The organism is Pedobacter nutrimenti (assembly GCF_003208655.1).
In the GTDB taxonomy this organism is placed as follows: domain Bacteria; phylum Bacteroidota; class Bacteroidia; order Sphingobacteriales; family Sphingobacteriaceae; genus Pedobacter; species Pedobacter nutrimenti.
Genome location: NZ_QKLU01000001.1, coordinates 1 through 21782, shown reverse-complemented (window position 1 = coordinate 21782; position 21782 = coordinate 1). Strand labels below are relative to the sequence as shown.

Below are 21782 nucleotides of genomic sequence, written 5' to 3'. Positions count from 1 at the left end.
TTGATGTAATCTTTGGCGGCTGTAAAAACCTGTCCTTTCTGTTGTTTTATACAGGTTTTATGTAAAAAAACCACTTTAAAAATTTAATGCAATCGTTTGTGCAAAGTTGCCCTGTTTTAATGAATGGTATTATTTGTAAAATTATACCGGCTATGGTGAGAAATCCCTGCTGCCTTTATCAAAAAACCAAAATATGGACCCTAAACTTTCTACAAACCCTTTTAAGCGAATTGCATTTTTCTGTTTGTGTTGTTTTATATTTTCCAATGCTGCTGCACAAAAAATTAGCCGCGCTGGCCTGATCAATAAAACTACGGCCGAAATTGTTTTTGAGGACAAACAAAGGCTAACCATCGATTTTTATGGCGAAAACATTTTCCGCCTGTTTCAGGACAATAATGGTGGCATCATCCGCCCTCCTGAAGCCAAACCTGAGGCCAGCATACTGGTCGAAAACCCCAGAAAGCCGGTTTCGAGGCTAACGCTGAAAGACGAAAATGGGCAAATTACCATTTCAACTGCACAGATTAAGGTGTTGATGGATAAAAATTCTGCTTTGATTAAAGTGGTCAATTTGCAAAACCAGGCCCAGGTGCTTGAAGAAACCACACCGGTACAATTTGATAAAAACAGGGTTACCCTGACCTTAAAAGAAAACCCCGAAGAATACTTTTACGGGGGCGGCGTTCAAAACGGACGTTTTTCGCATAAAGGCAAGTCCATTGCCATTGAAAACCAAAACAGCTGGACCGATGGTGGTGTGGCCTCTCCTACACCATTTTACTGGTCTACAAATGGCTATGGCATTTTGTGGCATAGCTTTAAAAGAGGCAGGTACGATTTTGGTGCCAGGGAAAAAGGGCTGGTTAAACTGTCCCATGAAACCAATTACCTGGATCTATTTATTATGGTAAACAACGGTGCTGCCGCTTTACTGAACGATTTTTATCAGCTGACCGGAAATCCTGTGTTACTGCCAAAATTTGGATTTTATGAAGGCCATTTAAATGCTTACAACCGCGACTTCTGGAAAGAAGACGCAAACGGGATTTTATTTGAAGATGGCAAAAGGTATAAAGAAAGCCAAAAAGACAATGGTGGAATTAAAGAATCGCTAAACGGGGAAAAGAACAATTACCAGTTTTCGGCCAGAGCGGTAATTGATCGTTATAAAAAGCACGATATGCCTTTGGGCTGGCTGCTGCCAAATGATGGTTATGGAGCAGGTTACGGACAAACTGAAAGCCTGGATGGCAATATCCAAAACCTGAAAAATTTTGGTGACTATGCCCGCAAAAACGGAGTAGAGATCGGATTATGGACCCAATCGGATTTACACCCTAAAGCAGAAGTAAGCGCCTTACTGCAAAGGGATATTTTAAAGGAGGTCCGGGATGCAGGTGTCCGGGTGCTTAAAACCGATGTCGCCTGGGTTGGTGCCGGCTATTCTTTTGGTTTAAATGGTGTGGCCGATGTTGGTCAGACGATTCCTTATTATGGAAATGATGCCAGACCATTTATCATTTCTTTAGATGGCTGGGCGGGTACACAACGTTATGCTAGTGTATGGTCGGGTGACCAGACCGGTGGTCAGTGGGAATACATTCGTTTTCACATTCCAACTTATATAGGTTCGGGCCTTTCGGGACAACCTAATATTACCTCGGATATGGATGGTATTTTTGGCGGAAAAAATGCAGCCGTTAACATCCGTGATTTTCAATGGAAAACCTTTAGCCCTATGCAGCTGAACATGGACGGCTGGGGAAGCAATGAAAAATACCCGCATGCCTTGGGCGAGCCTGCGACTTCCATTAACCGGATGTATTTAAAATTAAAATCGCAATTACTTCCATACAGCTACAGCATTGCCAAAGAGGCGGTAACAGGCCTGCCTATGATCAGGGCGATGTTTTTAGCCTATCCGAATGCCTATACTTATGGAACTTCCACGCAGTACCAGTTTCTGTACGGGCCCGATTTTTTAGTGGCACCTATATACAAAGCGACCAATGCCGATGAAAAAGGGAACGATATCCGCAATGGCATTTATTTACCTGAAGGTACCTGGATAGATTATTTTTCGGGCGAAAAATACGAAGGTAACCGCATTATCAACAGCTTTAGCGCTCCGGTCTGGAAACTGCCTGTATTTGTAAAAAGCGGTGCTATTGTTCCAATGACAAAGCCCAACAATAACGTTTCACAAATTGACAACGGTGTGCGTTGCTATGAATTTTATCCGTCGGGGCAAAGTTCCTTTACCGCCTACGATGACGATGGGGTAACCGAAAGCTATAAACTGGGCAATGGTGCTACAACAAAAATTACTTCTGCCCTGGGCCAAAAAAACAATTTGTCTATTGTTATTTATACCAGCCTAGGCAGTTTTGAAGGGATGCTCAAAGAAAAAACAACCTTGCTACAGGTGAATGTAAGTCAAAAGCCTAAAAATGCCCTGGCTAAAATTGGCGGTAAAAAGATAAAATTGACTGAAGTAAATTCAATTGAAGAATTTAAAAAACAGGACAATGTTTATTTCTATGATGCCAAACCAAACCTGAATAAGTTTGCCACCAGCGGAAGTGATTTTGAGAAAACCGTGATCACAAAAAACCCGCAGCTGTTGGTTCAGCTGGAAAAAACAGACATTACCCAGCAGACTATTGAAGTAGAAATTAATGGTGTTGTTTTTGACATCCCCAGCCAGCAGGGCATTAAAACCGGTGCTTTAGCCCTGCCGGGACAGGCACAGATCAGTGATAAAAATACGGCAGCTTTTACCCTAAAACCAAGCTGGAAAGTGGTACCCAATGCCGATTTTTATGAAATTGACTTTAAAAACATGCTGTATACCACCATTAGGGACACTGCTTTTTTACTGGACGGTTTAACTGCAGAAACAGATTATGAACTTAAATTGCGTGCAGTAAACAAGGATGGCCACAGCGATTGGACAACACTTAAAGCCCATACAAAGGCAAACCCGCTGCAGTTTGCCCTAAAAGGGATCCGTGCCACCACAACTGCCGAAAACCAGGGTGGTTATGGTATTGGTAAACTGGTTGACTTTGATGAGGACAATACCTGGCATACCAAGTGGGGCAAAAACGCTTTGCCTTTTGAAGTTATACTGGACCTTAGGGGCAATAACCAGTTGGATAAAATCAATTATTTGCCAAGAACAGGTGGTGGTAACGGTGTCTGGTTAAAAGGAACTATTTATTACAGCAGCAATAAAGAGAACTGGACAAATGCCGGCAGCTTCGAATGGGCCCGCAACGGGGAAACCAAAGTATTTGATTTTGCAAACCATCCAACTGCCCGGTATATTAAAATTGCGGTAACAGATGGTGTTGGTGGTTTTGGTTCGGGCCGCGAATTGTATGTATTTAAAGTCCCTGGTACAGAAAGTTATTTGCCGGGCGACATCAACAACGATCAGAAAATTGACGAGAACGATTTGGTTTCTTATACAAATTATACAGGTTTACGTAAAGGCGACGGTGATTTTGAAGGTTACATTAGCAAAGGCGACCTGAACAACAATGACCTGATCGATGCTTATGACATTTCTACTGTTGCGACCCAGCTTGATGGTGGGGTAAATGACGAAAAGATTGCGCCACTGGCTGGAAAAATTAGCATCAGCGCAGCGAAAACAGCCTACAACAAAGATGAAACTATAGAATTAACGGTAAAGGGAACAGACCTGAGCAGTGTAAATGCTTTTAGTTTTGCTTTGCCTTATAACCAACAGGATTATGAATTTGTAGGTATAGAGCCTTTGGCCGTGAAAGAAATGGACAACCTGAGCAACGACAGGTTACACACCAATGGTAAAAAAGCGCTGTACCCGACTTTTGTAAATGTGGGCGATAAAGACGCTTTAAACGGAAACCAAGATTTGTTTATTTTAAAATTGAAAGCCAAACGTAAAGTGACTTTTAACCTAAAACCTATAGATGGTTTACTGGTAGATAAAAACCTGAACTCTATTAAATTTTAAAACAGCATAAACAGGGTGGCCAGATGGTAAAGGCCACCCTGTTTATTATTTTATAGGGATGATTTAAAAAGGAAATATGGTGGTTAAAATATGAATTTTAAGCTTTAGAATTTTAATCGCATTGCTCACCTGTTTTTTTACCGTTTTGTCAGAAATGTTTAGCTTTTCTGCAATGGCTTTTTGACTTAAATGCTCCTTTCTGCTCAGCTCGAAAATTTGCTTCATTTTTGGCGGTAAGGTGGCAATTGCATTTTCAATGCGAAGCAGCAGTTCCTTTTCCCTTACATATTCTTCGGTAATGTATTCGCCCCTATCGGTGAAATCGCCCAGGGAAACCAGGTATTTATCGTACACTTTTCGGCGCTGCACCATATTCATTACCGCATTACGGACAGATCCATACAAATAAGAAATCACTGTACCATTAATTTGCAGTGTGGCCCTTTTGGTCCATAAATAGGTCAATACTTCCTGGGTAATGTCTTCGGCTTCTGTGTTGTCGTGAATCAGTTTACGGGCATATAAATACAACACCTGCCAGTGCCTTTTATAAAGTTCACTGAAAGCGGGCCGGTCATCGTCTTTAAACAAAGCGACAAGCTCGGCATCAGAAAGGCTGCGATAGTCGGTCATGCAGGCTTAGTTGTTTTTTCGTTCAGGGAGCTGAACTAGGTTGATTTATTCCAAACACACAATTACCTGGTCAACTCATACTTACGAGATCCTTTTGGACGTGGTTTTCAAAATTTTGATTTTTTTTCCAAAAAAGCGGAATTGATAATACAATGTTCCCCTCCTGTTTAGTCTTATTTTTGCCATAAATTCATTTTGCCTTAGTTTTTTCCCTTCTCAAAGCCATCTTTGCCAAAGTTTTAAAGGGCTGCAGCAATTCTCCCTGCCGGAAAAGGTATGCTGAAAACGAATTAGAAAAAAAGAATGATTAAAAGTTTAGGAAAAATTCTCTTCTCCACCCGCACCATGGGTGTTATGTTATTGTTATATGCTTTTTCCATGGCCATGGCCACCTTTGTGGAAAATGACTATGGCACTGCGGTTGCCAAAGCGCTCATTTACAATTGCTGGTGGTTCGAACTGGTGATGTTTATCCTGGTACTGAACTTTATTGGAAACATCAAAAGGTACCAGCTGGTGTCTTTCAAAAAGCTTCCGCTGCTGGTGTTCCACCTGGCCTTTATTGTTATTTTTATCGGTGGCTATGTCACCAGGTACATTAGTTTTGAAGGCTCTATGCACATCAGAGAAGGTGAATCCAGTAATGAGGTGGTCTCTGACGCTACTTTTTTTAAAGTACAAATTGGCAAAGGCGATCAGGCCCTGGCCTATGACGATGTCCCGGCCATTCTGATTTCCAACCGCATTCCTACTTATCTGAAGCCTTTTAAAAAGACTTTTGTCCAGCAGTACGATTACAACGGAGCGCGCGTAAAAATGAAAGTGATTGACTTTTATGCCCGCGCCCAGGATTCACTGATCCGGGAAGCCTCTGGCAAAGCGACTTTGCACCTTGTGGTACTGGAAAACGGAAAAAGAACCAATAAATATATTCCAAGCGGAACCGTTCAACTGATGCAGAACATTCTGGTCAGTTATAACAAACCCACCCCTGGGGTGATCAATATTGAAGATGCTGCCGGCGGCCTGCAAATTTCTTCACCTTATGAAGGAAATTATATGATTATGGCCACTCAGGAACGAAAAACGGTGACTGGTGAAAGCCAGCCACAAGCTTTTAACCTGAGAAGTTTATATACCATTGCCGGACTGGCTTTTGTAGTTCCTGAAGGCCCGGTTAATGGTCATATTACTTATTTTGAAGGAGATAAGAAAACACATGAACATGATCCCGACCTGGTGCGCCTGGAAGTCACGACACCAACAGTTAAAGACACCGTTTCCTTTTATGGCGGAAGGGGTTTAACCAACTTTCAGCACCAAAGTGAAATTGGAGGCCTGAGAATTTCCCTTGCTTACGGTTCAAAAATATACAACACACCTTTTTCTTTAAAACTGGTTCATTTTAAAATGGAAAAATATCCGGGAAGCAACAGTCCTGCAGCCTATTCGTCTGATGTGATGGTGCAGGATTCGGGTTCAGATACACCTTATAAAATTTTCATGAACCATGTACTGGACCATAAAGGCTATCGTTTTTTCCAGTCCAGTTTTGATACAGATGAAAAAGGAACGGTCCTTTCTGTAAACCACGATTACTGGGGAACAAACATCACCTATATCGGCTATACTTTACTTTTTCTGGGCATGTTTGTAACCTTATTCTGGAAAGGAACACATTTTTCGAAATTAAATGAACAGCTAAAAGCCATTTCCAAATCCAAAACCCTGGTACTGCTCTTTTTGTTTTTACCATTTGGTGCTGCTTTTAGTCAGGAAATTGACATGCATGGTAAAAACGGACCTGCTGAGCACGACCATAACCATGCAGAACCTGGGCACAGTCATAGCCAGCCTTCGCAGGCAGAACTACAAATGCTCTTGTCGGCAAAAACAGCCGACCCGGCACAATTTGCAGCATCTGTTCGTATAGACCTTAAACATGCCGAGAATTTTGGTCATCTGCCGGTTCAGAATATAGATGGCCGTATTGAACCGGTAAATACCATGGCACTTGAAATTTTAAGAAAATTACACCGGAAAGACCGTTTTTACACTTTAACTGCCAACCAGTTTTTTCTTTCGGCTTCTACTTCCCCATTTAGCTGGGTAAACGTTCCTTTTATTAAAGTGGGCACCAAGGGTGGTCCGGAGCTGCTGAAGGCCGTTAAAGCCAATGCCGAGGGTTACACCTCCATGATCAATATGATGACGGTTATGCCCGACGGATCGCTGCAGTTTATTTTAGGAGATGAATATTTAAAAGCCTTTGCCAAAAAACCTGCTGAACAAAGCAGTTACGATAAAGATGTGATTGACCTGAACGATAAATTACAGGCCATGCTGCAGCTGGTTAACGGACAGTACCTGAGAATTTTACCGGTTGCCGGCGATGCCAACAATACCTGGGTGGCCCAGCCTTTGGACCAAATGAACAGTAACGCTGCACAGCCAACTCCTGTAGAGCGTTATTTTAAAAGTGTGTTGTCGGGTAACTGGTCTGCAGCTGATACAGATCTTGAAGCCATTAAAGCCCTGCAACTGAAACACAGTGGCAATGTGGTTCCATCCAAAGCCAAAATTGACTGGGAAGTGAGTTACAATTCCTGGAACATTTTTCTGAACCTGATGATCAGCTATTCTATTTTGGGCACATTGATTCTTGCACTGGCTTTTATCAAACTGTTTAAAAATTCCAAAAGCCTCGACAAGCTGGTTAATTTTACATTGATATTTATCGGTATAGCGGTTTTGCTTCAGGCCATTGGGCTTGGTGTCAGGTGGTATATTTCGGGACATGAGCCCTGGAGCAATGGCTATGAGGCCGTATTGTTCATTAGCTGGATCGGTGTATTATCGGGCCTTTTAATGTACCGCAACAGCAATGCTTTCATTCCTGCAGCAGGCTGTCTGATTGCTGTAATTTTAATGGGTTTTGCACATGGAGGTTCTCAGATGAACCCTCAGATTACCCCGCTGGTCCCTGTACTAAAATCTTACTGGCTGATGATCCATGTGGCTATTATTACTTCCAGTTACGGTTTTTTTGGCCTGAGTGCCTTACTGGGAACGGTGGTACTGGTGCTTTACATTATTGACAATAAAAAAATCAGTGCTAAAGTCAAAGCTTCTGTAACCGAACTGAGCATTGTAAATGAAATGTCTTTAACGGTAGGACTGTTTTTATTAACTGTTGGTACGTTTTTAGGCGGGATTTGGGCCAACGAAAGCTGGGGACGCTACTGGAGCTGGGACCCTAAAGAAACCTGGGCCTTTATTTCGGTAATTGTGTACGCTTTTATCCTGCATGTCAGGCTGATCCCGAAAATGAAAAGCAAGTATCTTTTTAACCTCTTATCGCTGCTGGGTTTTTCGACTATTATTATGACTTATTTTGGGGTAAATTATTACCTGACAGGGCTGCATTCTTATGCGCAGGGCGATCCGGTACCTGTACCATCATGGGTGTATGTGACCATTACGATTGTTTTTATTTTGGCAGTGGTTTCTTATAAAAGGTATAAAATCAGAAATAAATAAACAGATCCGTTTTCTGTTCATAAAAAAAGGACCTGCAATGCAGGTCCTTTTCCGTTTAACGGGCTCAGGTTATTTTGCCGCGTTTTTCTTTTCGGTAACTTCTGTTCTGATCTCTTGCGCCAGGGTTTTGATTTCTTGTAAAGCTTTTCTTAAGCGTGTTCCGGCAGCACCGTTACCTGCTTTATAAAATTTTTCCGCATCAGTTTCTGCTGTCGCTACGACTTCTTTTAATTTCGCGAATTTGCTCATAATCTGTTTTTGTTTAAGTTGCGGAGCAGTTTTCAGGCCACTCCTGTTTTCATAAATAGATAATTATCACAGATAGCACAATTTATTTTGTGCCTATCTGAAGGTAAACATAAAAGTTTTCTTAAATAAATGCAAATTAATACTACTGTTTTAGTAGATATTATATATATTTGTGATAACTAACCTTTTGAATAATCCATGTTTTGTTTATAGCGCCTGGTCACTTGGCCTGGCGCTGTTTTTTTACTGCATAAAACTTCCATCCCCTCTTCTAATGATCCCTCTGCCGCCTTTTCCTCTGGCCCCGCTCCATTTTTGAAGCCGCATGCTCAGGCGCAGCATAAAATACCGGCTCAGCGCATTTGAGCGCGTATCTACAATAGAATTATCATTAATGACCCGGTTTACAAAATTGTTCTGGTTAAAAAGGTCAAATGCCTGAAAGCTCACCCTTCCCCTGCGGTTAAACAATTCCTTTTCAATATACATGTTCACCACAAATGGATTACTTGTAATATTTGAACTGATACCACTCACATAATTTTTACTGGCACTATAGCCAAAAAGCCAGGTGTCCCAGAAATATACTTTTCCATCGATGTTCAACGCAACAGTATTGGTGCGGCTGTCGATAGAGGTGGGCAACGTATTGTCGGAAGAAGTGACATTATAGGAAACATTTGGGTTGACCTCCAGCCATTCTTTGGGATTGATCCTTGGGCCAAAACGCTCTATAAATGTCCAGGTGCGGGTAATATTTCTGATGTCGTTGCTCATGGAAATGCCATGATTATAATTTACCGAACCACTAAAAGCCAGGTTGTATTTACGGTCATTGAGCTGTTTATTTACTGAATAATTGGCATTAAACCGGTACACCCCATCCATATTCACAAAACGGGTTTCCGTTTTTAAACTGTTATAGGCATCCCTGATCTGTACGTTATTGCGCACTACGGCATTTTGGGTAAAGGTGGTGTTAAAATTCAGGGAATAATTGAGTTTTGAGTTTGCAATGTAATTGTTGTAGTTTCCATTAATGGAATGTGAAAAAGTGGCTTTCAAATCGGGATTACCCACAACCGGGTTCTGCGGATTGGAAACATCCCTTACCGGCTGGATCTGATCAAATGTGGGTTCCACCGCATTACCAGAATAATTCACCGACAACCTGTGCTGTCTGGAAAACAGATACTCGAAACGGGCAATTGGAATAATGTTAAAACTACTCCTGCTGGTGCTGGTCCCTAAACTTACTTTGGTACCCGAAAGCAAAGCCGGGACAGCTGTTAAACCCAGGGAAAAACGCACTTTGGATGTATTGTTTAGTCCATAACGGTAATTTAAGGCAATTCTGGCCTGGGTAAAGGAATAATCGTAAATGTTACTCAGGGAATCAATAATTTTCGCATTGCCCAAAGCGTCTATATTGCTGGTGGTAGCGGTATTATCATATCCATTGTAATTGATTTGTCCATTAAATTCCAACTGGGTATTGGTGCTCAAAGGCTCTACATAGGTGAGGCTCCCCCGATAGTTCCGCTGCAGGTTTTTACGGGAAACGATCCTGTTGATCAGGGAATCTTTGGCAACGGTTTCACTCGCATCCAGGTAATACAATATCCTGGAGTCCTGCTCCTGCTCGGCATGCTGTCTATTGCTGTTGAGATCGGCCTGAATGGAAAAATTTCGTCGTGGTTTTTTAAACAAATGCTGATAAAAGACCGATGCACCAAATTTGGGTGAGGTATTTTTATTTTTATTCGCACTGATCTGGTCCTGATGAATAATACCAGTCTGAAACAAGGAATCGGCCCTTTTACCCGAAGAAGAGGTATACGTAAGGGTTGGAATAATGCGTAAAAAATTGTTACTGTCCAGGTTGGCTTCAATTTCGGCCCTGAAATTATGGTTCCTCGAATTGGTATTGTTTACGCTTCCCCTGGTCGAAAAAATGGTCCCAAGAGAAGTAAAGTTCTGGGCATCGGAACTGTTAATGGAATGTACATCTGTACCGCCGTATCCATAATTCAGGTTAAGCTGTACTTTTTTACCCAATTTATCACGATAGCTGAAGGAAGCATTTCCGGTCCGGGTTGTTCCTCCACTGCCTGTACTGCTGCCATTGTTTGCTCCCCTTCCACCAGCCCCTTGTCCACCTCTGCCACCACCAGCTTGTGCACCTGCCCCGCTATCGGCATTGTTTTGGGCTACTCCATTGACGGTATTGTTTAACCTGGCATTTAAACCCAGTACCTGGTTCTGGTTAATCCGCGTCCCAAAAAGCCCCGCCTCGTAGCGTTTGTCATTTCCGGCTCCGGCATTGACATTGGCCATATTACCCACCGATTTGTCTGTTCTGGTGGTAATGTTCAGTACTTTTTCAGGATCCCCATCTTTAATTCCAGTCCGGGCAGCCTGGTCACCATAGTCGTCTACTACCTGAATTTTATCTACAATTTCGGCAGGCAGATTTTTGATGGCATTGGCCAGGTCACCACCCAGGTACTCTTTGCCATTGAGTTTGGCCTTAGTTACGGTTTGTCCCTGATGGGTCAATGTTCCATCATTGGCCACTTCCATGCCTTCCATTTTTTTAAGCAACTCATCCACAGTGGCATTTTTACGGACAATATAATCGCTTGCTTTATATTCTACGGTGTCCGTTTTATAGGTAATCGATGGTGTTCCGTTAATCACCACCTCATTGAGGGTGTTTTTTTTCTCTTTAAGTACAATGGGGTCCATTATAATTCTGGGAACCGCGTCGTTCTGCTTAAAACGCATCGGTGCGGTTGAAGTATAACCGATGCTTTGTACGACCAGGGTATAGGTGGCCGATTTGACATTTTTAAATACAAAAACACCGTCCGTATTGGTACTGACCTTTAAGGTGTCTTTATGTGAAGTAAGGCTTACAGTTGCGCCGATGACGCCCAGGTCTGTAGAATCTTTGACAATTCCACTTACCTCACGCATGGGAAGCGGCGGCGGAACATTATGCTTTGCCGGCTGTTGGGCAAGTACCTGGGTACTGTACATCAGCAGGCCTATAATCAGGCTGTAAAAATATTTCATCTGGGGTTTGGTTGGTTAGGTTGTGTTTGGCCTGGAATTTTTATTTTCTGGCCAAGGTATATTTCCCCCAGAAATCTGTTGGACTCATTAATTCTTCAAAATTCATTCCCGCCCCGCCAAAACCTCCGGCGCCCCTTTCAGATAATCCGTTAATTTTAAGCTGATAGGCAAACTCTTTACTGTTTTGATTTAAGCCCAGGGCTTCCAGGGGTATGGCCATTTCATAAAAGAAAACATGGTCTTCTCCCATTGAAGCAACAGCCTTTACCCCCAATTCGTTATACATAGAAATCAGGGAATCGGTACTTGTTTTTAAGCCTTTAATTTGAATTTCCTTGGCCTGGGCCAGCAGGCTTTTTATGTTTGCAGCCTGAATAGAATCTTTTTCTTTGGACGAAGGTTGGCTTTTAGTTCCCATGCGGTTTCCCCCTTGTCCCCTGCCCCCTCTGGCCTGACCGCCCCTGCCCGGATTGCTGTTTGTACTGGAGCTAAGGGCCGGATAAGTCAGGCTAATGCTCTCTTTTTCGTCCTTTTTCCCATTGATATTCACAGAGAAACTAAGGCCGGCCCCTGCAATTTTTCTGCTGCTGAGCAGGTCATTGCATTTTACGGCCAGGTATAAATTTTTATCGTCATTGCAAAGGGTATACTGCAGGTTTGTTCTTTTGTTATTTGCCTGAAAGGTATTGTTCCATTCTTTGTTTTTTCCATCAATTCTTATCCCTTGGGGGGCATACATACTGTTTTCCTGTACAGAGGGTTGTTTCTGCGCATTGGCGGAAAGCTGGGTCCCGGCTATTAGAAAACATAAAAAAAGGCTTTGGTAAAACTTTCTCGTCATAGTTTGAAGTTAAGGTATAGTTTGCAGATTTCTATGACTAAGACAGTAAAGAATGCTTTTGGTTTAAAAATTAAAGGCATAAAAAAACCGGGCCGACATCCGTCGTACCCGGTGAGAGACACTAATTAGGCACACCCAAACGGATTACTTTCCGAGAGAGATTCTTAAATTCAGTTCAAAACTTCCATTGGTGTATCCCGAAAGCTTGGAAGTTTGGGTGGTATAATAACCGGAAATGAGGTATTTCTTTTTAAAATCCATCCCTAAACCAAAAGTTGCGTTTTCAGAACTATGATACAATGCGGTAAGCATAATCTGACGGTCAATCATGGTCAGCTGGGCACCGGCATCAAGGATGTTGTCATAGCCTTTAATGCCCCTGAAGGCCACTTTAGGTTCCAGTCCAACAGCATTAATACCTTCACTAAAATTAAACTGATAACCAATGGCGGTATAAAAAGTAGCCAGGTCGGCCACATTTACAGATTCTTTTTTAAAAAAACTTTTCAGGTTCGGAATGGAAGCCTGAATGCTCAGGTGGTTACTGGTATAAGCCGCACCAAAATCTCCGTCCAGATAGTTTTTTCTGGAATTATACTGTCCTACCAATACATCAGACGGATCGCCATTGATGTCTGTAATGTCCAGACGCTGGTTGGTAAAACCCAGGGACACCCCAAAATTCAGTTTCTGATCTTCATCGTTGAGGGGTAAATGATAGGCATAGGAAGCCAGCACCCTGGTTTGTCTTTGCAAACCTGCTGTTTCATTACTGATGTTAAGCCCCAGTCCAATTTTTCCTACACCGTAGGTTGCCGTAAGACTTTGAGAAAGTGGTGCACCAGGTACATTGTTCCATAATTTTCTGTAAGCTCCATTGATGCTGACACCTTGCTCTGTTCCCGCAAAAGCAGGATTTGCCAGGTATTGATTGGTAAAGTACTGAGCTGCCAGCGGATCCAGCTGTGCCTTCGCTGAGAAAGCAAAGCTTGCTGTAAGTATTCCACTGATTAAAAAACGTTTATATATGTTCATTTTATTTTTCTAAAAATTTTGTCTGTTTAGTTTTCTCTTACAATCGTAATGAACCCTTTTTGCTTCAATTGCCCCGGTCCAAAATCAATTACATAATAATAGGTCCCCTCTTTTAGCGGCGCACCGTTTAAAGTACCGTTCCAGCTGTTGTCATAGCCTTTTTTATTGTAAAGGATGCGTCCGGCACGGTCAAAGATCTTTACTTCATTGTTTGGATACAGGTCTATATTTTTAACCACCCATACATCATTTTTACCATCGCCATTAGGGCTCAGGATATTTGTTGCACTAAGGGCCTGGTAATCGGAAGCCACTTCCAGTGTAAAGCTTTGCATACTGGTGCAACCACTCGCATTGCTCACCGTAACGGTATAAGTAGTGGTTACCGAAGGACGCACGGTAAGGTTTGCGGTAGTTTGTCCGCCTACTATGCCATTTGCTGTGGACCAGATGTAACTGGTGCCCCCACTGGCCATCAGTACTGCTGTTACCCCCTTTGAGATGCTACTGCCCTGGTTACTGACAATGCCTGCAACTGGCAAAGGATTTACCGTAATGGTAAAAGTCCGGCTAAAAGTATCGGTTCCACCATTTGCGGTTCCACCGTTATCTTTTACAACAACGGTTACGGTTGCTGTACCAAAGGCACCATTTTTTATTTTATAATTCAGTGTACCTGTATTGTTCCCTGTTTTGGCTACCGTAAGGCTTTCAAATAATGCTGCGTTATTGCTGCTTACACTTAAAGTAGTGGTTTGGTTTACTTCCGGTCCAGGTGTAATACCCGTTAAACTGATGTTCTGTGTGCTGTTTGTATAGCAAATATTTTTGCTTGCAATGGCATCCAGAGTAGGTGCTTCGTTTACATCCAGAATGTTTACCGTAAATACCTTTTCCAGGCTAAAGCCATATTGAGTGGTGCTTCTTACCCGGATGCTATAGCTGGCTTTGTTTTCGTAATCCAACACCGCACTGGTTTTCAGTACATTTCCTGAAATGGCAAATAAACTGTTGTCTGTATCGCCTTGTCCGCCTACCAAAGCATAAGTAAAGGATGCCGCGGCATCCTGTGAGCTGCTGCTTAATGTACCGGCAATAGTACCGGCAGGTTGGTTTTCATATAAAGCTGTAGCAGCCAGGCTGATGTCAGTTGGGGCGGCTGCTTTTACGGTTAATATCGCATCGGTATAATTAATGTTATAATTTAATGCAGCCCCCCCAGAAGCTTTAATAGGATAAGTGCCAACCGGGCTGGATAACTGAGCTGTTGTATTGATTACGGGTAAAACACTAAGTGCACTAACGTTTTCATTGTTTACAAAACCATTGTAAGTGAAGGTCAAAGCCGGGTTAGCTGTTCCAGCAAATCGTTCTTTGTTATCGGCAATAACGTTTAATACTGCCTTAGAAATACTGAAATTTCCATTTACATTGATGGTGTTGTTACCCAATGTATAATAATTACTTTGTGCACCGGACAAGCTTAATCCCGACAGCACAACCGCTTTATTTATTCCTGCATCTTTAGTATCGTAAACAGCCGTTCCGCTTACGGTGACCGCATCGTTATTGACCAATCCATTCAGGATCAGATTTTCTGCCCCCAGACTGAGGTTTGTTGTTCCGTCATATACTTTGTTGAGGGTCAATCCTGCTGTTAAACCTGCGTTAATTGTTTTAGGAACAATAGTATAAGTTGCCTCTATACTTGCTGCATCATAGTCTTCAAAAGCACTCTGGCCCGCTCTGACACTGAACTGACCCGGCTTAAGAATAGTCAGCATGTTTCCGTTAATTGTTGCTATTGAAGGGTCACTGATGCTATAACTAAACGCACCCTGGCTAGGGCTAAGTGGAGGTGGCAATTGGAAAGCCGCATCACCATAAGTTAAAGTTTGGTTTGCGAAATTCGAAAGCGCCGGTTTATCTAAAATGGTCACCCCTATTTGTGCTGTACAGCCACTATTATCGGTAACCACACAGCTGTAATAACCGCCTTTTAAATTTTCGGCCTTTGCATTTGTGCCGGCAGCGCCTGTCCATAAATACGTGTAAGGTGCCGTACCTCCTGTAACTGATACTGTAGCTGAGCCATCCGATCCTTTAGGAGTGCTTACGTTTACCCGGTCAATAGTTAGGTTTATTTTTTCTGCCTTTTTGATTTCAATGGTTTTAATGATGGTTACATCTAAAGCATCAGTTATTGTACAGGTATAGTTCGCGGCGATTAAACCTGTTGCTCTGGCTCCTGAACCTCCTGTGGGTGACCAAGTATAATAGTAAGGTGCGGTTCCGCCAGTGACCACCACAGTAGCTTCGCCACCTGAGCTATTGCAACTGTTGATGTTTTTACCGCTGATGGTCGCGCTAAGAGGTAATGCTTCTGTTTTAAATTTCCAGGTATTGTTTGTAGAAATCCCTGCAAAAGCATTGTTACTTAAATCAGTAACCACACCTGCATCCAACTGAACATAAATATCTGATGAAGAAGGCATTGACACAGAAGGCACAATGGTTAATACATTTTGATTGCTTATGCTTACACTGGTACCTGTTACATCTATTTTCTCGATAACAGAATTATCCGAACTCTTTTTCAGGTAAATATAACCTGTTCCTTTTTTAATTTCTTCGTTAAAAGTAAGCACCAGACTGGTGTTGGTTGTAATTCCGGTCGTATTGTTTGCCGGACTGTAAGTAGCAACCAATGGCGGGTTCGGATCTGTTACGGTAATGTTAAAAGACTGGTCCGTATAGTTTACCCCATCTGTAACCCTGATGCTGACAGGATGGACGCCGACCTCCGCATGACCCGGAGTACCTGTAATCGTCGCCCCTGTTTCCAGCTTCATTAATTTATTCTGGTTGTTGGCCCCAAAAATCAAAGTCCCCAATGGAGTTATGGTCATGCCCCATACGTTTACGTTAGTTGCCGAATTCAAAACCTTTACATAAGAAGATAAATCAGCTACATATTTACGCACCCCGTCTGCGCTATTGTATAGACTTACATATAAATTGTCATTTTTATCAATTTTGATATCAGTGGCAAAACCAGGCAAACCAGTTAACACTGGGGTCAGGCGTGTTCCATCAAATTTTGAAACGGTACCAGAACCATACTGGGCAACATACAACACACCGTTTTTATCAAAACCCAGTCCAAAGCAACTTGATGCGCTGACCAGGTCCATTGATGGCTTGTAGGCCACCGGAACAGTTGAAACATCAACTTTGATCAATTTATTGGCACCATACATGGAAATATATAATTTTTCATTATAAAACGCAAGGGAAAGTGGTCCTGTCAATCCCGTAACCACATCAGATTCTCCCCCAGCAGGGTTGGACATGCTTACCCTGGTGATTTTACCATTACTGAAGTTGGACATGTATAAATAATCTTCATGCACGACCATGGCATAGCAATATCCCATTGTCCTGTTATACCACACAGAGGAGGTACCATCAGGCAGTATTTTATAAACTTTACTCGTGGTTAATTCTGTCACATAAGTATTCCCCTCCGCATCCCCTGCAATTCCTCCCGGGTTATTTATTGTACCACTAAAATCAACCGTTGAATTCTCACCTTGTGTCAGCTTCAGCCAGGAAGGAAGTGTCAGAGCGGAGAAACTCAATGGATTATATAGCGGAGAGTTTGCATTTAGTGCATAAGAATAGAGTTTATTTTCCGGTACCGATGTTACGGGATTACTTGTAAACACCGGTTTGGTCTGTGCTTTCACAGTACCGGTTATCCAGCTACTGCAACAAAACACCAGGAGTAAAAGACAATAAGCTTTTAGCGCGTAGAGTTTTCTCATATAATTTAAATGGTTTTTTGAAAAAAGGTTAGTCACATCCGGAAGAAAAAACAATAGAGACCTTGCAGAAGAATTTCTGTACATGACTGAGAGTTTAATAAGTATTACAGAGACGAAATTAAGTCACGCTTCTAGAAATAATAGACAAAAATCCTTGTAAACCACTCCAGAATTATAACTTTGGATTAAATTACCGAACCACGCTTACCATAATGCCCGTTTATGCCCAGCCGATACGCTCCTTTTAAGAAACCCGAAAGTTTTATTATTAATCCGGTATTGGATGTTTTATCCAGTTTTGGGCCTATGAGTACCGATCTTAGAAATGCTTTTCTGGAACGTGCATTTGAGGTTAAGTTAAAAAAAGGCAGCTTTTTAATTAAATCGGGTGAAACGAGCAAATACCTTTATTTTTTGGTCAGTGGTATTATTGCCGGCTACCGGACAAAGGGTAATGAAAGCCTCACTACCTTTATTTGTGTAGATGGGGAGTTTGTTTCTGCCATTGTCGGTATGTATGGCACCGCTCCCTCCGAAGACAGTATGGTGGCTGAAGAAGATTCTTACCTGATCGGATTGCGCTCTACAGATCTGCTTTACTTTTTTGATACCTATCCGGAAATGAACATCATTATGCGCAGGATCCTGGAGTTGTATTATAAAGTAGCCCATGAACGTGCTGTAAATATCCGTATGGGCAGTGCCAAAGAAAAATATGAATATTACCTGCGCAGTCTTCCCGGACAGTTTGATAAGGTCCCGGTAGAGCTTGTCGCCTCCTACCTGGACATGAAAGGCAGCACGCTGGAAAAGATCAAAAAGGAAATGGAAAGCACCAGAAGTACAAATTTACTTTTACTGCTTCCAAAACTTCAGGAGGTGATGCAAAGTGAACAACTGTTCCGCAAAAAGCGGATTACCCTTGGAGAGCTTTCGGCACATCTTCAAATTGGTACGCATCATCTTTCCCACTTGTTAAACCAGCATTATGGAAAAAACTTTCAGGACTTTATCAACCAGTGGCGGGTTGACTTTGTCGTCGACCTGCTTTCACAAAATGACGCTTTACAATACCTGACCATTGAAGCCATTGGTTTACAAGCCGGTTTTTCTTCCAAGAGTACTTTTTTTGCGGCCTTTAAAAAGGAAAAAGGCTGCAGCCCTTTAAAGTACATCAAAACCTTGTCACCTGCAGAAATGTAAACCAAAAAAACGGGCCAGCTTTCGCCGACCCGTCCAGAGGTTTAAAAAAAAATAAACAGTTTACCTCAAAAAGATCTTTCTGATGGCATTGTTCTCCAGATCAAGAATATAAATATTACCATCCTTATCAACGGCCATATCGGCAATATTATTGACTTGTGCCTGAGCCAGGCTGCCATCTTTATAGCCCCTTGCTGACTTGAGCACCGTAGTCACTTCCAGGGTCGAAATATTCACCTTACGGAGCGCATTGTTTCCGTTATCTGATACATACATGTTGCCATTTCCATCTGAAAGGATTCCTTTAATACCAGAGAACATGGCCCGTGTTCCAATTCCATCCTGATAGCCATAGTTTCCACCTACCCAATACCGGGTATTCGTTCCGGTAACCAGATTTTGTTTGCTCAGCAATGTACCTTCTGCATCAACCCAGTAAAAGTCGTTTCCAACAACAGCCGGCTGTGCATCTTCTCTTACACTAGTCCCCTGGGCAAGGCTTGTTTTCACCCCGTCTTTATCAATTTTCCATACGCCCAGATAAAATTTCTGTACATAAACAAATCCGTCCTGGTCCATAGTGATTTTACCTGTAAAATTGGTCAAGTTCACTGCAAAGGTGCTCACCACACCCTGAGGTGTAATTTTACGCACACTCTGGTTGCCATAATCACTCACAAAAAGGTTACCCTGAGGGTCTATGACCATACCTGAACTTGGCCCGAAATTGAATAAGGCGTCTGTTCCCTGTCCGTTCCGGTTGCCGGATTGCGAAGAAGGACTTCCAGCAAATAGAGAAACCACACCCGCAGGGCTGATTTTCTTGATCCTGTTCTTTTCATTTTCCTGCAGGTACACATTTCCCTGTTTGTCGACCACAATACCACCACCAAATCTGGAAACGGATATTTCGGTGGTACCTGGTCCACCGGCAAAGGTCAACACACCTGCACGGTTAAAACTGGTTGGGGATACCGCCGTTTGGCCATTACTGGTAATTTTAACCTGTCCTGTACTCAGTTGTTCAGGGGCAACCACCACTAATGTGTTTTCAGCAGCGCTTTTAACCACCGCTGCAACACCGTTAAAGGTCACCGTATTTGCAGATGGGCTCGCATTAAAGCCTGATCCGGTAATGGTTACCTCCGTTCCGGCCAAGCCGTTGTCAGGACTTAGTTTTACAATACCCAGGTTTTGGTCCTTAAAGTCTGGTCCCTGTACCACCTGATCGTTTACACTTAAAACGACTTTTCCGCTGCCTGTTCCTCCCGGAAGGGTCAATGTAATGACCGTTGCCGTCGCAGAAGTTATAGAAAGGTCTTTTCCATTGATACTAACTCTATTTTCGTCTTTTATGGCGCTGAAAGTTGTACCGGTAATGGTCATCACTGCACCTGCAGGTCCGCTTAAAGGACTTACCGTTTGTATAACCGGAACGGGTACTACAGTAAATACAGGACCTGTTGTTTTTTGATTGTTAATGGTTAGCGACAAGGGCCCTGTAGCAACCTCATCAGGTGCAATGACAATCAAATGATCGGCCGCCGCTTCCTGTACCAGGGCTTGCTTGCCATTAAAATCTACATAATTTCCGGCTGCAACTTCATCAAATCCAGAACCATTTATTCGTACTTTGGTTCCCTTTCCACCCGTTAAAGGTTTGATGTCGGTGATGGACTGAAATTTAAAAGTCTGGCCGGAGGCTTCCTTACCATTTACTTTAACGGTTACTGGTCCGGTTCCGGCCGCTTCCGGTACTTCAGCAACCAGCAAATTGTCGCTTGCACTTACGACCAATGCTTGTTTTCCGTTAATAAAAACCTGTGCAGGACCGCTTGTACTACCAAAACCTGCGCCAGTAATTTGAATATGTGCCCCAGCTGATCCGTTTGCCGGGCTGATGCTTTGCACACTCAGTTCCTGATAGGTATACTTTCCGACAAGGACCTGTTCACCTGATATTTTTAAGGAAATATCACCTGTGCTTCCGCCTTTAGGAGACCTGAGTACAATTTCCTTCGGGGTAACGCTCACCACATCAGCAGAGGTGCCTGAAAAGCTTGCCGTTACTTCCGATATACGATTTCCAAAGCCGGTGCCCTGAATGGTCACCAGGGTACCCTGGTTTCCACTATTTGGAAAATAGTCTGTCACTTTTAACGGTTCCTTAATAGTTTCTGTTTTATCTTTTTTACAGGCCGTAACCAGTACCAGAAAAAAAAGCAATATGCCCAGTATATTCCTAAATCCGGATGTATTTGATAAATTCATGTCTTTCTTTTTATATAAGTTCATATCCATCGCTTAAAAAGTATACCTTGCCCCCAGTTGCAGCTGGGTCCTGGAACCATAGTAATCTATACTGTAAGGCTTGCCCGGGGAAGTAAATTCATACACCGGGTAACCGCCCGCATTTTGCTGCGGTGGGAACAAGGTCGGGGTTAAGCCCACACTGGAAGTCGAGTTGAAGGTGTTGGGTGAAAAATACTGAATCCCCCAATTCTTGTTGAGTAAATTCGTCAGGTTCATCACATCGGCCGTGATGGTAAAAAACTGCTTGCCTCCTGCATTAACAAAAATGTCGTGTGATACGTGCAAATCGGCCTGCACATTCCATGGGGTACGTCCTTTGTTCCTTTCGGTGAAGTCCCCTCTTCGGCTGCTTAAATATTTGTTCCCGTCAATCAGTTCATTGAAGGCCTGGGCCTGCTGGGCGGCAGTAATCGTTTGTCCCCCGCTTACCCGGTCTTTAAAGAAACGGACTGCTTCTTCTCTTTTGGGGATATAGGCCAGGCTCACCTGCTGGGGCAGGCCCTGTACACTGTTGTTCACGATGCCATAGGTAAACGGACTGCCCGACTGGGCACTGAAAAACAGCGAAACATTCGTCCGACCGGCCTTTTGCCACAGCTTATTGTAACTGATGCTGCTCACGATGCGGTTGCGGATGTCAAAATTACTGTTAGCCAGGGCTGGATTATTGGGTACGAGCGACTGGTTCAGTTGCCAGTTGCTTTCCATCGAGTTCCTTACCCCGTTAGACAGGTCTTTGGAGGCTCCATAGGTATAGGAAACCGAAGCCTGCAACACATCGGCTATGCTTTTGCTGATGCTTCCGGTCAGACTGTAGCGGTAACCTTTGCTCGTATTGCTCAACAGATAGGTATTGGAAAAACGAGGGTCTACCGTTCCGCTGTACACCGGTTGCTGATGCTTGGTGTCATAAGCATAATAGGTTGGGTTGTCCTGCACGTTCAGCTGCTGGAAAAGTACATCTTTGATGTTTTTGGTGTAGATCCCTTCCAGGGTGAATTTCCACTGACTGGCAGTGGTATAGTCAACCCCTAAACTGGTCCGAAGCACCTGC

General features: G+C 43.0%; 10 protein-coding genes and 1 pseudogene. 3 read left to right on the top strand and 8 right to left on the bottom strand.

Annotated elements, in window-relative coordinates:
- Positions 1-193 precede the first annotated feature (193 nt).
- Complete coding sequence (locus B0O44_RS00055) at positions 194-4009, top strand: TIM-barrel domain-containing protein (RefSeq protein ID WP_110826663.1); 3816 nt, start codon at positions 194-196, stop codon at positions 4007-4009.
- A 63-nt stretch (positions 4010-4072) separates the two neighbouring features.
- On the opposite strand, the gene B0O44_RS00050 is transcribed toward B0O44_RS00055, so the two are convergent.
- Entirely contained in the window at positions 4073-4642 is a 570-nt protein-coding gene (locus tag B0O44_RS00050) for an RNA polymerase sigma-70 factor (protein ID WP_110826662.1), read from the bottom strand.
- 303 nt (positions 4643-4945) lie between these two features.
- Between B0O44_RS00050 and ccsB the strand changes: the two genes are divergently transcribed.
- Positions 4946-8182 (top strand): c-type cytochrome biogenesis protein CcsB, encoded by a 3237-nt coding sequence (gene ccsB, locus B0O44_RS00045; protein ID WP_245943492.1) that lies wholly within the window; start codon positions 4946-4948, stop codon positions 8180-8182.
- A gap of 69 nt (positions 8183-8251) precedes the next feature.
- Here the strand turns inward: ccsB and B0O44_RS00040 are convergent, their stop codons facing one another.
- The 5 genes from B0O44_RS00040 to B0O44_RS00020 all read right to left on the bottom strand — a co-directional run bounded on the left by B0O44_RS00040 (position 8252) and on the right by B0O44_RS00020 (position 17212).
- Positions 8252-8431 (bottom strand): histone H1, encoded by a 180-nt coding sequence (locus tag B0O44_RS00040; RefSeq protein WP_110826661.1) that lies wholly within the window; start codon positions 8429-8431, stop codon positions 8252-8254.
- Between the two features lie 243 nt (positions 8432-8674).
- Positions 8675-11509 (bottom strand): outer membrane beta-barrel protein, encoded by a 2835-nt coding sequence (locus B0O44_RS00035; RefSeq protein WP_110826660.1) that lies wholly within the window; start codon positions 11507-11509, stop codon positions 8675-8677.
- Between the two features lie 40 nt (positions 11510-11549).
- Positions 11550-12350 carry a hypothetical protein gene (locus B0O44_RS00030; protein WP_110826659.1) on the bottom strand — a complete coding sequence of 267 codons (801 nt, stop codon included), beginning with the start codon at positions 12348-12350 and terminating at the stop codon, positions 11550-11552.
- A gap of 144 nt (positions 12351-12494) precedes the next feature.
- The gene (locus B0O44_RS00025) at positions 12495-13385 is read right to left on the bottom strand and encodes a PorP/SprF family type IX secretion system membrane protein (RefSeq protein ID WP_110826658.1); all 891 of its coding nucleotides are present in this window, start codon (positions 13383-13385) and stop codon (positions 12495-12497) included.
- A gap of 26 nt (positions 13386-13411) precedes the next feature.
- Positions 13412-17212 carry a T9SS type B sorting domain-containing protein gene (locus tag B0O44_RS00020; protein WP_170123238.1) on the bottom strand — a complete coding sequence of 1267 codons (3801 nt, stop codon included), beginning with the start codon at positions 17210-17212 and terminating at the stop codon, positions 13412-13414.
- Between the two features lie 222 nt (positions 17213-17434).
- On the opposite strand from B0O44_RS00020, the gene B0O44_RS00015 reads away from it, so the two are divergent.
- On the top strand, positions 17435-18415 hold the full coding sequence (locus B0O44_RS00015) for a helix-turn-helix domain-containing protein (protein ID WP_110826656.1): 981 nt from the start codon (positions 17435-17437) through the stop codon (positions 18413-18415).
- A 60-nt stretch (positions 18416-18475) separates the two neighbouring features.
- On the opposite strand, the gene B0O44_RS00010 is transcribed toward B0O44_RS00015, so the two are convergent.
- Both B0O44_RS00010 and B0O44_RS00005 read right to left on the bottom strand, forming a co-directional pair.
- Positions 18476-20710 carry an IPT/TIG domain-containing protein gene (locus tag B0O44_RS00010; protein ID WP_170123237.1) on the bottom strand — a complete coding sequence of 745 codons (2235 nt, stop codon included), beginning with the start codon at positions 20708-20710 and terminating at the stop codon, positions 18476-18478.
- Between the two features lie 9 nt (positions 20711-20719).
- Positions 20720-21782 (bottom strand): annotated as a pseudogene (locus tag B0O44_RS00005) (TonB-dependent receptor); the annotation flags it as partial.

Bases quoted from the DNA above. Each gene is read 5' to 3' on its own strand.
- B0O44_RS00015 (WP_110826656.1), top strand. From the start codon at position 17,435: ATGCCCAGCCGATACGCTCCTTTTAAGAAACCCGAAAGTTTTATTATT.
- B0O44_RS00050 (WP_110826662.1), bottom strand. From the start codon at position 4,642: ATGACCGACTATCGCAGCCTTTCTGATGCCGAGCTTGTCGCTTTGTTT.
- ccsB (WP_245943492.1), top strand. From the start codon at position 4,946: ATGATTAAAAGTTTAGGAAAAATTCTCTTCTCCACCCGCACCATGGGT.
- B0O44_RS00025 (WP_110826658.1), bottom strand. From the start codon at position 13,385: ATGAACATATATAAACGTTTTTTAATCAGTGGAATACTTACAGCAAGC.
- B0O44_RS00020 (WP_170123238.1), bottom strand. From the start codon at position 17,212: ATGAGAAAACTCTACGCGCTAAAAGCTTATTGTCTTTTACTCCTGGTG.
- B0O44_RS00035 (WP_110826660.1), bottom strand. From the start codon at position 11,509: ATGAAATATTTTTACAGCCTGATTATAGGCCTGCTGATGTACAGTACC.
- B0O44_RS00040 (WP_110826661.1), bottom strand. From the start codon at position 8,431: ATGAGCAAATTCGCGAAATTAAAAGAAGTCGTAGCGACAGCAGAAACT.
- B0O44_RS00030 (WP_110826659.1), bottom strand. From the start codon at position 12,350: ATGACGAGAAAGTTTTACCAAAGCCTTTTTTTATGTTTTCTAATAGCC.
- B0O44_RS00010 (WP_170123237.1), bottom strand. From the start codon at position 20,710: ATGAACTTATATAAAAAGAAAGACATGAATTTATCAAATACATCCGGA.
- B0O44_RS00055 (WP_110826663.1), top strand. From the start codon at position 194: ATGGACCCTAAACTTTCTACAAACCCTTTTAAGCGAATTGCATTTTTC.